Consider the following 14,178-nt stretch of genomic DNA (forward strand, 5'->3'; position numbering starts at 1 on the left):
CCGCGACCCCGCGGGCGTTGTGCTCAGCGCGGGCATTGCGCTCAGACGGACGGGGGTGCCGATGAGGCACACGAGCGGCGACATTCACCACAGCAGCCATCACGGCCGTCACTACGGCAGCCACCACGGCACCGGCACGGACGCCGTGCCGGTGACCACCGCTGGGCTGCCCGACTGGCTGGATCCGGTGGCGCGCGCCGCCGCCACGGTCGAGCCGGACCAGCTGAGCCGCTTCCTGCCGCCCGAGGACGGTGCGGGCCGCCAGTCCGCCGTACTGATCCTGTTCGGCGAGGGCGCCCGCGGCCCCGAGCTGCTGCTCATGGAGCGCGCGAGTTCCCTCAGATCGCACGCCGGGCAGCCGTCCTTCCCCGGTGGCTCCCTGGACCCCGAGGACGGCGACCCGCGGGGCGAGGGCCCGCTGCGCGCCGCGCTGCGCGAGGCCCGTGAGGAGACCGGGCTCGACCCCGCCGGGGTCCAGCTCTTCGGCGTGCTGCCCAAGCTGTACATCCCGGTGAGCGCCTTCGTGGTGACCCCGGTCCTCGGCTGGTGGCGCGAGCCCACGCCGGTCGGTGTGGTCGACCCGGCCGAGACCGCCCGGGTCTTCACGGTTCCCGTGGCGGATCTCACGGATCCCGAGAAGCGGGCCACAGCCGTGCATCCGAGAGGTCACGAGGGTCCGGCTTTCCTCGTCGAATCGGCTCTGGTCTGGGGTTTTACCGCCGGAGTGATCGACCGCATCCTGCACTACGCGGGCTGGGAGCGCCCGTGGGACCGCACCAAGCAGGTCCCACTGGACTGGCGCTCATGACAAGGTGGGCGCCCGTGCCGCAATTCCGTGGGACCGTCATGGGCCCCACGGGCCCGGCATGATCCAGACGAGAGGCCCTAGGCCCCCGACCTAGGCCCCCGGCCGGACTCGGGCAGGCGCAGGCGGCGAGGTAAAGGCGAGGCTTGAAACGGTGAATGTGCTGGACATCCTGCTGCTGGTCGCCGCCATCTGGTTCGCGATCGTCGGCTACCGCCAGGGTTTCGTCGTCGGCATCCTGTCGGTCACCGGCTTCATCGGCGGCGGTCTCGTCGCCGTCTATCTGCTGCCGGTGATCTGGGGGGCGGTCACGGACGACGCCCAGGTCTCCACGACGGCGGCCGTCGTCGCGGTGGTCGCGGTCATCGTCTGCGCGTCGGTCGGGCAGGCGTTCACCACCCACCTCGGCAACAAACTGCGCCGGCACATCACATGGTCCCCGGCCCGAGCCCTGGACGCCACGGGCGGCGCCCTCGTCAACGTGGTGGCGATGCTCCTCGTCGCCTGGCTGATCGGCTCGGCCCTCGCGGGGACCACACTGCCGACGCTCGGCAAGGAGGTCCGCAGCTCCAAGGTGCTGCTCGGGGTCTCCCGCGTACTGCCCTCGCAGGCCGACACCTGGTTCGCGGACTTCTCGTCGGTCCTCGCGCAGAACGGCTTCCCGCAGGTCTTCAGCCCCTTCGCGAACGAGCCGATCCAGGACGTCCAGCCCCCGGACCCGGCGCTCGCCAACAGCGCGGTCGCCGCGAACGCCAAGCGGTCCATCGTGAAGGTCATGGGCACGGCCCAGAGCTGCGGCAAGGTCCTGGAAGGCACCGGCTTCGTCTTCTCGGACCGCCGCGTCATGACCAACGCCCACGTGGTCGGCGGCGTGGACGAGCCCACCGTCCAGATCGGCGGCGAGGGCCGGCTGTACGACGCCAAGGTCGTCCTCTACGACTGGCAGCGCGACATCGCCGTACTCGACGTACCGAACCTGCGGGCGCCCGCGCTCCAGTTCACGTCGTCCGAGGCGGCCAGCGGCAACAGCGCGATCGTCGCGGGCTTCCCGGAGAACGGCTCGTACGACGTCCGCCCCGCCCGGGTACGCGGCCAGATCACCGCCAACGGCCCCGACATCTACCACCGGGGCACCGTGCGCCGCGATGTGTACTCGCTGTACGCGACCGTCCGCCAGGGCAACTCCGGCGGCCCGCTGCTCACCCCGGACGGCAAGGTGTACGGCGTGGTGTTCGCGAAGTCCCTGGACGACCCTCAGACGGGGTACGCGCTCACCGCCGACGAGGTACGTGAGGACATCGAGGCGGGCCGTACCGCCAACCAGCAGGTCGACAGTCAGGGATGTGCCCTGTAGAGCCCCCGTAGAGCTACGGCATCGCGCGCGGGGCTCGGCCCGGGTCGCGGGGCTCGGCCCGGGTGTGTGCCGCGTCAGCCCCGGGTATGCCGCAGCCGTGCGGACACCCAGCGGGCCCTTCGGCGCAGGATGCGCGGGATCCCGATGGCCTGCGCGGTATGCCTATCGCCCGGATCCCCCGGACCGCCCTGTTGACGGGCGGTCAGCGCTGAGGCCGAGCGGCGGTTGCGTGCTGCGTCACTGTAGTCGTGCGTCCAGCCCATACCCCGACGTCTGCCCGTGCCTCAAGGTCGGTAACCGCCCCCACGCCCCCCAATTGGCCTATGCGCGGGGCAATTGGCTGTTCGTCGGACAGGCGTTCCCGTAGCGGTTCCCGTAGTGCGGGAAGACGGGCTTCCGGTAGCTCCCCGGGCCCGGGGAACAGGCGCTCAGCGGTCCGGTTCGGGGTCCTTCAGCCAGTTCACCAGTTCGGTGGAGAAGGCCACCGGATCCTCCTCGTGCGGGAAGTGTCCGAGCCCGTCGAACAGCCGCCAGCGGTAGGGCGCTTCGACGTACTCGCCGGATCCGGCGGCGCTGCGCGTGCGGGTCACCGGATCGAGCGAGCCGTGCAGATGCAGCGTCGGCACCCGCACCGGCCGCTTCATGCGCCGGTTGAACTGGATGCCGTCCGGCCGCAGGATCGACCGGATCATCCACCGGTACGGCTCGATCGCGCAGTGCGCCGTCGAGGGGATACACATCGCCCGCCGGTACGCGTCGATCACCTGGTCGTCAGGGAACTCCGTGAGGCGGGGCCCCGACCAGTCCCGGATCAGCCGGCCGACCAGCGCCCCGTCGTCCGCGACGAGTTGACGCTCCGGCAGCCAGGGTCGCTGGAACCCCCAGATGTAGGAGCCGGCGGCGGTCTGCTTGAAGTCCGACAGCATCGCGGACCGCCAGCGCCGGGGGTGCGGCATCGACGACACGACGAGCCGGCGCACCAGCTTGGGCCGCATCACGGCCGCCGTCCACGCCAGATAGCCGCCCAGGTCGTGCCCGACGAGCGCCGCGTCCGGCTCGCCGAGCGACCGTACGACGCCGGTGATGTCGAGCGCGAGATTCGCCGGGTCGTAGCCGCGCGGGGTGCGGTCGCTGCCGCCCACACCGCGCAGGTCCATCGCGACCGCCCGGAATCCGGCGTCGGCGAGCGCCACCAGCTGATGGCGCCAGGACCACCAGAACTCCGGGAATCCGTGCAGCAGCAGCACCAGCGGCCCGTCGCCCAGCTCCGCGATATGGAAGCGGGCGCCATTGGCGGCCACGTCGCGATGGGTCCAGGGGCCTTCTATCCGTACGGCCGACGTGGGTTGCGCCGAATGGGGGGCGGGATCCGTCATGACGTCGAGCGTGCCACAAGCGCGGGCCTGTCCAGGACGTCATCGCCCGCCGTCACCTCACGGGGGTGCGGTTTGGCGTTCTGGAGGAGGGCCGCGGTCTCCTTCGCCGACGCGACCGCCTTCTGCGGACCCTGCCCCTTCTTGGCCTTCTTCACGAAGTACAGCCCGACCAGGGCGAGGAGCCCGGCCACCAGGACATTCGCCGCGAAGGACAGCACGAAGCACACCGAGAGGTGCCAGCCGCTCCAGGAGTTGATCCCGTACGCAAGGGCGAAGCTCAGCATGGGCAGCGAGAAGATCAGGACGGCACCGGCCGCCCCGAAGGCGCCGCCGCCGACGGCACCGCGTTTGACGTCCTGCCGCAACTGGGCCTTGGCCAGGGCGATCTCGTCGTGCACCAGCGCCGACATCTCGCCGGCCGCCGAGGCCACCAGCTTGCCGATGCTCCGGTCGGCGCCGACGGGGCCGTCGGGTGCGCTCATCGCGTTCTCCCTCTTTCTGCCGCGGTTCGCTGACTCCACGGATGCTCCAGCTGACTCGACGGCTGTTCCATGCTTCGGTCCGCCGACGGTGTTTTGTCGATCTCTGTCTGCCGACTCTGCCGACTCTGTCGCATGTCTGTCGCATGAAGTGACGCCGTGGATGACGCTTTGGTGTCAGATCATGCCGGAAGGTCGCCGTCGCTGCCTGCCCCGCCGCCTCTCAAGGCGCCGCCTTCCCCGGCGGTCACTTCCGCAAGCCTGCGATGTTCGGCGGCCTTGCGCTCGTAGATCGCGGCCATCCGCAGGTGGTACGCGGGGTTGTCCTGCTCGTAGATGTCGGGGATGCCGTCGAGATCGTCGTCGCGGTCCTCGTCGGCGACCATCGCCCGGTACTTGGCGTTTCTGACCTTCAGCAGGATGCCCGAGAGCAGGGCCGCGATCAGCGAGCCGGTCAGGACGGCGGCCTTGACCTCGGAGGTCAGCGCCGCGTCATCGGCGAACGCGAGTTCCCCGATGAGCAGCGACACCGTGAAGCCGATGCCGGCGAGGGAGGCGACCGCGAAGACATCGGGCCAGGCCAGGTCGTCGGAGAGTGACGCACGGGTGAACCGGGCGGTGAGCCAGGTCCCGCCGAAGATGCCGACCGCCTTGCCGACGACGAGTCCGAGGACGACGCCGAGCGTCTCGGGCTGTGTGAACACCCTGGCCAACGCCCCGCCGGACACCGCCACACCGGCACTGAACAGGGCGAACAGCGGTACGGCCAGCCCCGCCGAGAGAGGCCGTACGAGATGTTCCACCTGCTCGCCGGGGGAGTGCTCCTCGTCTTCGGTACGGGTGCAGCGCAGCATCAGGCCCATCGCGACTCCGGCGATGGTGGCGTGGATGCCGCTGTTGTACATCAGCCCCCAGATCACCAGGGCGAGTGGCACGTACACATACCAGCCGTGTACGCCCTTGCGCAGCAGCACCCAGAAGACGGCGAGCCCGACGACGGCGCCGCCGAGCGCGGCGAAGTTCAGGGTGCTGGTGAAGAAGATCGCGATGATCAGGATGGCGAACAGGTCGTCCACAACGGCGAGCGTGAGCAGGAAGGCGCGCAGCGCGGACGGCAGCGAGGTGCCGATGACGGCGAGGACGGCCAGCGCGAAGGCGATGTCGGTGGCGGTGGGGACGGCCCAGCCGTGCAGGGAGCCGCCGCCGCTGAGGTTGACCAGGAAGTACACGAGCGCGGGCGCGGCCATGCCGCAGAGCGCGGCGACGACGGGCAGTACGGCGGCCTTGGGGTCACGGAGGTCTCCGGCGACGAGTTCGCGCTTGAGTTCGATACCGGCGACGAAGAAGAACACGGCGAGGAGTCCGTCGGCCGCCCAGTGCTGGATGGACAGATCGAGGCCGAGCGCGGCGGGGCCGATGTGGAAGTCCCGTACCGACGCGTAGCTGTCGCTCAGGGGGGTGTTCGCCCAGATCAGCGCGGCGATCGCGGCTGCCAGGAGCAGGACGCCGCCGACGGTCTCGGTCCGCAGGGCCTCGGCGACGAAGTTCCGCTCGGGGAGCGAGAGGCGTCCGAACGCCTTGCGGGGGGTGTCGGGCCCTGGGGACGGGGTGTGGGGCGCGGCCACGGGTGCGGACCTCCAGGTCGTGTTCGGAAACGCGGTCGTTCGACTGCGTTGCCGACCAGACTTCCCGGCGCACCTGGGGTCCTGCGGCGTCAAAGGTCCAGGACCGGGTGGCCCGTTCCCACGTTTCTTGACGTGACCTTGACGCTGCTTACAGCCTACCGGGTGGATCGCGCGGCGTTCCGGGGGCCCGGAGGGTGGTACCGGGCGGTCTTCACTTTACGGAGAAAAGGGGCGCCCGGCGCGCGAGACGTACGCTCGCATGCGCCGGGCGCCCCTTGATCTGATCAGAGGGTCCGTCGGTAAAGGTGTCGGGTCAGTCCTCGCTCGGCGCGGCCGGCAGCTTGGACTGGATCAGATCCATCACGGACGAGTCGGTGAGCGTGGTGACGTCCCCGAGCGCCCGGTTCTCGGCGACATCCCGCAGCAGCCGCCGCATGATCTTCCCGGAACGGGTCTTCGGCAGTTCGGCCACCGGCAGCACCCGCTTGGGCTTGGCGATCGGACCGAGCGTGGTGCCGACATGGTTGCGCAGCTCACCGACGAGGTTCGCGTCATCGGCCGACGCGCTGCCGCGCAGGATGACGAAGGCGACGATGGCCTGTGTCGTGGTGTCGTCGGCCGCGCCCACGACCGCCGCTTCGGCGACCGCCGGGTGCGACACGAGCGCCGACTCGACCTCGGTCGTGGAGATGTTGTGCCCCGACACGAGCATCACGTCGTCCACCCGGCCGAGCAGCCAGATGTCGCCGTCCTCGTCCTTCTTGGCGCCGTCCCCGGCGAAGTACTTGCCCTCGAACCGCGCCCAGTACGTGTCCAGGAACCGCTGGTCGTCGCCCCAGATGGTGCGCAGCATCGACGGCCACGGCTCGGTGAGCACCAGATAGCCACCGCCGCCGTTCGGCACCTCCCGCGCCTCGTCGTCCACGACGGTCGCCGAGATCCCGGGCAGTGCGCGCTGCGCGGAGCCCGGCTTGGTCTCGGTGACGCCGGGCAGTGGCGAGATCATCATCGCGCCGGTCTCGGTCTGCCACCAGGTGTCGACGATGGGGCAGCGGTCACCGCCGATGTGCTTGCGGTACCACATCCACGCCTCGGGGTTGATCGGCTCACCGACGGAACCCAGGACGCGCAGGCTGCTGAGGTCGAACTTCGCGGGGATGTCGTCGCCCCACTTCATGAACGTACGAATCGCCGTCGGCGCCGTGTACAGGATGGTGACCCCGTACTTCTGCACGATCTCCCAGAACCGGCCCTGGTGGGGGGTGTCGGGCGTGCCCTCGTACATGACCTGCGTCGCGCCGTTCGCCAGCGGGCCGTACGTGATGTACGAGTGGCCGGTGACCCAGCCGATGTCCGCGGTGCACCAGTAGACGTCGGTCTCCGGCTTGAGGTCGAAGACGGCGTGGTGCGTGTACGACGCCTGGGTGAGGTAGCCGCCAGAGGTGTGCAGGATGCCCTTGGGCTTCCCCGTCGTACCGGAGGTGTAGAGGATGAACAGCGGGTGCTCGGCCTCGAACGCCTCGGGCGTGTGCTCGGCGGACTGCCGCTCGGTGATCTCGTCCCACCACACGTCACGGGTGTCGTCCCACGCCACGTCCTGCCCGGTACGGCGCACGACGAGGACCTTTTCGACACCGTCGACCCGGCGGACGGCGTCGTCCACGGCGGGCTTGAGCGCGGAGGGCTTACCGCGCCGGTAGCCACCGTCGGCGGTGATGACGAGCTTGGCGTCGGCGTCCTGGATACGGGCGGCGATCGCGTCGGCCGAGAACCCGCCGAAGACCACGGAGTGCGCGGCGCCGATCCGGGCGCACGCGAGCATCGCGACGACGGCCTCGGGGATCATCGGCAGATAGACCGCGACCCGGTCGCCCTTGCCGATACCCAGTTCGGTGAGGGCGTTGGCGGCCTTCGACACCTCGTCCTTGAGCTGGGCGTAGGTGACGGTCCGGCTGTCGCCCGGCTCGCCCTCGAAGTGGATCGCGACCCGGTCGCCGTTCCCGGCCTCCACATGGCGGTCCACGCAGTTGTACGCGACATTGAGCTTGCCGTCCGCGAACCACTTCGCGAACGGTGGGTTGGACCAGTCCAGTGTCTCGGTCGGCTCGGTGGCCCAGGTCAGCCGACGGGCCTGCTCGGCCCAGAAGCCGAGCCTGTCAGCCTTGGCCCTGTCATACGCCTCCGCCGTGACGTTGGCGTTCGCGGCCAGGTCGGCGGGCGGCGCGAACCTGCGCTCCTCTTTGAGCAGGTTGGCCAGGCTTTCGTTGCTCACGACATCTCCCTTTCCCAGGGTGTCCGTTGTGTCCGCGCCACAGCTCATCAGAACCGGCCCCCGGTGACAAGGGCTTCCCCCAAGATTGGTTTAGACCTGTGGGACGACGCGAGTGAATGCGCGGACGCCCCCAAGGCCACCGCGCTCGCCCCGACCGGGCGACACGGGAGCCCCCGGGGAGACCGAGAAGAACAGATTCTCACGCCGCCTGCCTACGACCGATGACCGGATACCGCCCGGCGCCGGCAGGGGGGAGGGACCCTTCGCCAACAAATGGCCACATACCAACGGACACACCCCATCTGGCCAAATGCTGGGGACGGGTGGCCGTCGGCCGGGTGACCGGAGAGAGGTGAGGGTGACGGATGAAGGGCACCAAGCGACCGTCGGCCGAGTACCCGCCCCGGCGGCAGGCGGGTGCTCAGCGCCATGTGACTTCCGGACCGGCTCCTGCTGACGCGATGGCCTCTGCCCCCGACACCGCCTGGCCCCGGACCCTGGCGACCCGCTGACAACGTCACCGCTCGCCGTCCCATCACTGAACCAGACCTTCCCGCTCCGCATCCCGCCCTCCAACGAGCCCGTTGGCGAACGACCCAGGGCGAGGCAGCCCGGACCCACCGCCACATCCCGAACCGTTGACCGGGCCCCCCGCCCAAACCCCGCCCGGACCGGGCCCGCCCGCCCGGCCGACCGGCACGTCGCCATCCCGCAACCCGGCCTGGCTGCCTAACGCCGCAACCCGGATCTGCTGCCTGGGAGCCACTGCCTCGGAGCCACCGTCTGGTACTGGCCGCCTGGGAGCCACCGCCTGGGGCCGGCCGTCTGGGAGCCGCTGCCTCGGAGTCACCGTGTGGGACCGGCCGCTTCGGAGCCACCGCCTCGGACCGGCCGCCTGGGAGCCACCGTCTGGGACCGGCTGCCTGGGAGCCGCTGCCTCGGAGCCGCCACCTGCTTCCTGGGACCCGCTGCCGGGGAGTTCCTGCCGCAGAGCCACCGCCACGACCGGCTGCTCCGGCCCCACCCCGGCCGCCACGTCCCCGCCCCCTTCCCCTCGGCCAGCGCCCGCGCCCCGCGCCCCAACCACCGCCCCCCCCGGCAAGCTGGAGACACCACCCGCCCGCCGCCTCCCGACCCACCGCCAACCCCGGCCTGCTCCCCCCAACCTCCCGCCCCGCCCCCCAGTCCCCCCGGCCCCCCCGACCCACCTCCCGCCCCCCCGACCCCCCGGCTCCACCCCCGGAGGGCCCCGTCAGCGGCCGATCACCACATCGTCCGCCACCTCCGCGAACACCCCCTCCTCGTCCGCCAACAGATACGCCTGCGCCTCCCCCACATGGAAATACATCCCGTGCAGTTCGAGCGCCCCCTCCGCAAGCCGCCGTGCCACGGCCTCGTGCTGCCGTAGGTGCTCCAACTGCTGGACCACATTGGTGAGGCACAGTTGCTCGACGGCGTCGGCGGGTGCCCGACCGGCGAGCCGGGCCCACGGTCCGTCGGTCGTCTTCATCCGCTCCACACTCGCCGCCCCATGCCGCAGCCACCGCTTCAACGGTGTCTGGGCACCACCCGGCGGCGTACTCAACAGCGCCTGCATCGCCCCGCACCCGGAGTGCCCGCACACGGTGATGGACCGGACCTTGAGCACATCCACCGCGTACTCGATCGCCGCGGCCACCGAGTCGTCGCCGCTCTCCGCGCCGGGCCGTGGCACGAGATTGCCGACATTGCGGACCACGAACAGATCACCGGGACCACTTGATGTGATCATCGAGGTGACCAGCCGCGAATCGGCACAGGTGAGGAACAGCTGTGCCGGACGCTGTCCTTCCCGCGCGAGCCGGGCCAGCTCACCACGGACCAGCGGCGCGGTGTTCCGCTGGAACGCGCTGATTCCGCTGGCCAGTTGATGCCCGCTCGGCCGCTGCCGCCCGTCGGCATGGGGCATCGTCTGCGGCCGGTCGCAGTGGTGGTTGCGCCAAGGCGTCCAGGGCCGGCAACAGGTGTGCGAGGCACTCGCGGGCTCCGCGATCCGACGCCCGGCCCGCCCGGCGACCTCCACGCTCCCGCCGTGCGCACGGTGCGCGACCTGCCAGTCCTGCAACGACTCGTACGCCGCGTGGTCCATGAACGAGCCGTCCAGCTCCACGACCGTGTCCGTCCCGGCGGGCACTTGGTGCAGTGCCCTGCTGAGCCGTGGCACGGCGAGGAACGTCAACTGCCCGCGCACGCGTACATGGTGCACTCCCCGCGCGTCCCGCTCGTGCGTGATCCGGGTACGCGCGAGCCGGTGCAGGGCGACGCCGACGGCGACCGCGACACCCAGGGCCACGCCCTCCAGGACACCGAGGAAGACGACGGCGAGGATCGTCACCGCGTAGACCAGCACTTCGCGGTGGCGAGTGACCGTACGGATGTGGTGCAGGGACACCATCTGGATACCGACCGCCATCACCAGGGCGGCGAGCGAGGCGAGAGGGATCAGCTCCAGAAGCGGCACCATCAGCAGTGCGGCCACTACTACCCAAACGCCGTGCAGCATTGTGGAGTTCCTGCTCACCGCTCCCGCTTGCACATTGGCCGAGCTGCGGACGGCGACACCGGCCACGGGCAGCCCGCCGAGGGTGCCGGAGACGATGTTCGCGGCGCCCTGTCCGAGCAGTTCGCGGTCGAGGTCGGAGCGCCCGACGCGCCGTCGCGGATCGGAGCGCCGGGCGGTGAGCTTGTCGACGGCGACGGCTCCCAGGAGGGACTGCACGCTGCACACCAGCGTGATGGTGAGGACGGCCGCCATGATCCCGAGGACGGGACCCTCGGGCAGCCCGGCGAGGGCGTGACTGCGCCACGACGGCAGGTCGACCTTGGGCAGGGTCAGCCCGGCGAGCGACGCGGTGAGGGTGGCGCCGGCGACGGCGACCAGGGCGGCCGGCAACCGGCGGGCGATGCGTCCCGCAGGTCCGGGAATCCTCGGCCAGGCGAAGAGCAGCGCGAAGGTGAGGACGCTCATCGCCAGGGCGGCGGGGTGAATGTCCGCCAACTGGGCCGGCAGTCCGCGGAGGTTGTCCAGGACGGCGCTCTGCGGGGTGCCGCCGAGCACGATGTGCAGTTGGGCGACGGCGATCGTGACCCCGATCCCGGCCAGTATGCCGTGCACGATGGCGGGGCTCACGGCGAGTGCGGAGCGCGCCACCCGAAGGCAGCCGAGTCCGATCTGTACGAGCCCGGCGAGGACGGTGATGGCGCAGGTCACGCGCCATCCGTACTGCTGGATGAGTTCGGCGGTGACGACGGTGAGTCCGGCGGCGGGGCCGCTCACTTGGAGGGGCGAGCCGCCGAGCCGCCCGGCGATCAGGCCGCCCGCGGCGGCGGCGACGAGTCCGGCCTGGAGTGGGGCTCCGGTGGCCAGGGCGATGCCAAGTGAGAGCGGCAGCGCGATCAGGAACACGGCGACGGACGCGGACAGATCGGCGCCCATGCCTCGGAATCTGGGGGACGGCGGTGGGCTGTGGGGTTGGTGGTCGCGCTCTGTACGAGATGCGCCGAGGGCGTGGGTGGGGACGCAGGCTGACATGTTTCCCGTCTCCTCCGGGGCTGCGCGGTCGCGGAACAGCGGATCCCCGTCGATTTCGGGAGCGGCTCGCGGCCGTGGGGCACGGCATTGCAGCGGCGGGATATCTCAAAGTTCGGTAAATGGATCGTAATCCAGAGTAAAGAAGATAGCCGAACATTTGCATCAATTGGCCCAAGTAATCCCTCTGGAGAGTGAATGCTTCATTTGATCGGCTTGTCACACAAATTCAGGAGCGATCCCGTGCGACCTTGGCGGCGCCTTGCCCCGAACCCGGACCTGACTCGGAAAGCCGTTCCGATACGCGGCCCGGCCCTGAACCGAAGGAAGAAGGTGGGCGGATGGCCGCCACCCAGAGGATCGCCGCGGGCATCACCGCGGCCGCGGCCTGCGCCGTGGCACTCACCGGCTGCTCGACCGACGGCGCCAAGGAAGGCGCTCACGGAAAGAAGGGCGGACCGGGTTCGGCACCCAAGAGCGCGATGCGGCTGATCGGTGACGGCTCCACCGCGTACACCGGCCTCCAGCCTCATCTGCCGAGACCGGAGCGGCTGAAACCGGGGCAGAAGCCGCCTCAGTTCGTGGTGTTCTCGTGGGACGGGGCGGGCGAGGACAGCCAGAAACTGTTCTCGCATTTCCGGAAGGTCGCCAAGGCGAACAACGCCACCATGACGTACTTCCTCAGTGGCGTGTATCTGCTGCCCGAGGACAAGCGCGAGCTTTACGACCCGCCCAAGCACAACACGGGCAGCTCGGACATCGGCTTCGGCGATGCCCAGGGCATCAAGGACACCGTGGACCAGCTCCGCGGCGCCTGGCTCGAAGGCAATGAGGTCGGCACGCACTTCAACGGCCATTTCTGTGGCAAGGGCACCGGAGTCGGCGAATGGTCGGTCGCCGACTGGAAGAACGAGATCGCCCAGGCGAAGTCCTTTGTGAAGTCGTGGAAGACCAATGCCGGTATGAAGGACGCCAAGCCGCTGCCCTTCGACTACGACAAGGAACTCATCGGCGCCCGCACGCCCTGCCTGGAAGGGCAGAAGAACTTCATGCAGGCCGCCCGGGAACTCGGCTGGCGCTATGACACCAGCGGTGTCAACGACCAGGTGTGGCCCAAGAAGAAGAACGGCCTCTGGGATCTGTCGATGCAGCTCGTCCCCATCCCCGGGCGCGGCTTCGAGACGCTGACCATGGACTACAACTTCATGGTCAACCAGTCGGGCACCACCACCCAGGGAGACCCGGACCAGCGCGAGTACTGGGGCGACCAGATGCGTGACGGGCTCCTCCAGGGCTTCGACCGCGCCTACGAAGGCAACCGCGCGCCGCTGATGATCGGCAACCACTTCGAGTCCTGGAACGGCGGCACCTATATGCGTGCCATCGAGGAGACCATCGAGTCGGTCTGCACCAAGAAGGACGTGCGCTGTGTGTCCTTCCGTCAGCTCGCCGACTGGCTGGACGCCCAGGACCCGGCCACCCTCGACAAGCTGCGTGGCCTCGGCGTGGGTAAGTCCCCGAAGGAGGGCTGGCCGGCCTTCCTCGCGGGCAAGCCCGCGCCGGCGCCCAAGGGCGTACCGGGAGCCCCGGCCCAGCGGTGACCGCCCGGCCGGCCGGAGGGCGCTGACCACTCGGGCCGGCCGTCAGGGACGGGGTACTCAGGCCGGCTGCGGCGTGCCGACCTCGGTGGTCCGTTCCCGCAGGACGAAGGAGGGGTCGACCTGGGCCGCCAGGTCGGCCCCCGTCCTTTCGTTGCCCCACGCGTGCGCGTTCTTCAGGTGGAACTCCACCATCTGGCGGGTGTAGCGGTCCCAGTCGCGGCCCGCGTACGTGGCGTCGGCGGCTTCCCGCAGTGTGCGCAGGGAGCGGTGGTTGTCCTCCTCCAGGAGGTCGAAGCGCGGCGGGCGGCCCTTCTCCATGGCGCGCACCCAGTCCGAGTGCCCGACGGTGACCAGCAGGTCGTCGCCGACCTCCGCCCGCAGGAAGTCCAGATCGTCCTGGCCCTGCACCTTGTTGCCGACGACTTTCAGGGCGATTCCGAAGTCCCGTGCGTACTCCCTGTACTGGCGGTAGACGGAGACGCCCTTGCGGGTGGGCTCGGCCACCAGGAAGGTCATGTCGAATCGGGTGAACATGCCGGACGCGAAGGAGTCGGAGCCCGCCGTCATGTCGACCACCACGTACTCATCGCGGCCGTCGACCAGGTGGTTCAGGCACAACTCCACCGCGCCGGTCTTGGAGTGGTAGCAGGAGACGCCGAGGTCCGACTCCGTGAACGGCCCTGTGACCATCAAACGCACGGCGGCGCCGTCGAGTTCCACGGTCCTGGCACACGCGTCGTAGACCGGGTTGTTCTCGCGGATCCGCAGCAGCCGTGAGCCCTCGCCGGGCGGCGTGGTCTTGATCATTGTCTCGGCCGACGCGATGCGCGGGTTCGAGCCGCGCAGATACTCCTTGATCAGCGGCAGCCGCTCGCCGAGCGCGGGCAGCGCGTCCGCCGTCGCGTCGTCGAGGCCGAGCGCGGGACCCAGGTGCTGGTTGATGTCGGCGTCCACCGCGATCACGGAGGAGCCGGTCGAGGCGAGATGGCGCACGAAGAGCGAGGACAGGGTGGTCTTGCCGCTGCCGCCCTTCCCTACGAAAGCAATTTTCATGTTCAGAAAGGTTAGCGGTCGCACCCTGCCCCACCGGACCACCAC

At 70.0% G+C, this 14,178-nt stretch carries 10 protein-coding genes; 3 read left to right on the forward strand and 7 right to left on the reverse strand.

Annotation, left to right across the window (positions count from 1 at the left end):
• The first annotated feature begins 61 nt into the window (after positions 1-61).
• Positions 62-808, forward strand: coding sequence for an NUDIX hydrolase (locus ACFVT5_RS25735; RefSeq protein WP_389892485.1), 747 nt, complete (start codon positions 62-64; stop codon positions 806-808).
• Positions 809-959: 151 nt separating this feature from the next.
• Complete coding sequence (locus ACFVT5_RS25740) at positions 960-2,159, forward strand: MarP family serine protease (RefSeq protein WP_389892488.1); 1,200 nt, start codon at positions 960-962, stop codon at positions 2,157-2,159.
• A gap of 74 nt (positions 2,160-2,233) precedes the next feature.
• Here the strand turns inward: ACFVT5_RS25740 and ACFVT5_RS25745 are convergent, their stop codons facing one another.
• From ACFVT5_RS25745 to ACFVT5_RS25770, 6 genes are all read right to left on the reverse strand, one after another.
• Complete coding sequence (locus tag ACFVT5_RS25745) at positions 2,234-2,422, reverse strand: hypothetical protein (RefSeq protein ID WP_389892490.1); 189 nt, start codon at positions 2,420-2,422, stop codon at positions 2,234-2,236.
• A gap of 165 nt (positions 2,423-2,587) precedes the next feature.
• Entirely contained in the window at positions 2,588-3,535 is a 948-nt protein-coding gene (locus ACFVT5_RS25750) for an alpha/beta fold hydrolase (protein ID WP_389892493.1), read from the reverse strand.
• Positions 3,532-4,017, reverse strand: a complete 486-nt coding sequence (locus ACFVT5_RS25755; RefSeq protein WP_389892495.1) for a phage holin family protein — start codon at positions 4,015-4,017, stop codon at positions 3,532-3,534. The genes ACFVT5_RS25750 and ACFVT5_RS25755 overlap by 4 nt, the downstream gene beginning before the upstream one ends.
• Before the next feature lie 179 nt (positions 4,018-4,196).
• Positions 4,197-5,639, reverse strand: a complete 1,443-nt coding sequence (nhaA, locus tag ACFVT5_RS25760) for a Na+/H+ antiporter NhaA (protein ID WP_389892498.1) — start codon at positions 5,637-5,639, stop codon at positions 4,197-4,199.
• Positions 5,640-5,952: 313 nt separating this feature from the next.
• Entirely contained in the window at positions 5,953-7,959 is a 2,007-nt protein-coding gene (gene acs / locus ACFVT5_RS25765; protein WP_389892500.1) for an acetate--CoA ligase, read from the reverse strand.
• 1,204 nt (positions 7,960-9,163) lie between these two features.
• Positions 9,164-11,482, reverse strand: coding sequence for a bifunctional SulP family inorganic anion transporter/carbonic anhydrase (locus ACFVT5_RS25770; protein WP_389892503.1), 2,319 nt, complete (start codon positions 11,480-11,482; stop codon positions 9,164-9,166).
• 338 nt (positions 11,483-11,820) lie between these two features.
• On the opposite strand from ACFVT5_RS25770, the gene ACFVT5_RS25775 reads away from it, so the two are divergent.
• Complete coding sequence (locus ACFVT5_RS25775) at positions 11,821-13,080, forward strand: hypothetical protein (protein WP_389892506.1); 1,260 nt, start codon at positions 11,821-11,823, stop codon at positions 13,078-13,080.
• A 57-nt stretch (positions 13,081-13,137) separates the two neighbouring features.
• On the opposite strand, the gene ACFVT5_RS25780 is transcribed toward ACFVT5_RS25775, so the two are convergent.
• On the reverse strand, positions 13,138-14,133 hold the full coding sequence (locus tag ACFVT5_RS25780) for an ATP-binding protein (protein WP_389892509.1): 996 nt from the start codon (positions 14,131-14,133) through the stop codon (positions 13,138-13,140).
• Positions 14,134-14,178 lie beyond the last annotated feature (45 nt).

This window comes from Streptomyces sp. NPDC058001 (assembly GCF_042886315.1).
Classification (GTDB): Bacteria; Actinomycetota; Actinomycetes; order Streptomycetales; family Streptomycetaceae; genus Streptomyces.

Coding starts and splice junctions, on each gene's coding strand:
- ACFVT5_RS25735 (WP_389892485.1), top strand. CDS start 62: ATGAGGCACACGAGCGGCGACATTCACCACAGCAGCCATCACGGCCGT.
- ACFVT5_RS25745 (WP_389892490.1), bottom strand. CDS start 2,422: ATGGGCTGGACGCACGACTACAGTGACGCAGCACGCAACCGCCGCTCG.
- ACFVT5_RS25750 (WP_389892493.1), bottom strand. CDS start 3,535: ATGACGGATCCCGCCCCCCATTCGGCGCAACCCACGTCGGCCGTACGG.
- ACFVT5_RS25755 (WP_389892495.1), bottom strand. CDS start 4,017: ATGAGCGCACCCGACGGCCCCGTCGGCGCCGACCGGAGCATCGGCAAG.
- acs (WP_389892500.1), bottom strand. CDS start 7,959: ATGAGCTGTGGCGCGGACACAACGGACACCCTGGGAAAGGGAGATGTC.
- ACFVT5_RS25770 (WP_389892503.1), bottom strand. CDS start 11,482: ATGTCAGCCTGCGTCCCCACCCACGCCCTCGGCGCATCTCGTACAGAG.
- ACFVT5_RS25775 (WP_389892506.1), top strand. CDS start 11,821: ATGGCCGCCACCCAGAGGATCGCCGCGGGCATCACCGCGGCCGCGGCC.
- ACFVT5_RS25780 (WP_389892509.1), bottom strand. CDS start 14,133: ATGAAAATTGCTTTCGTAGGGAAGGGCGGCAGCGGCAAGACCACCCTG.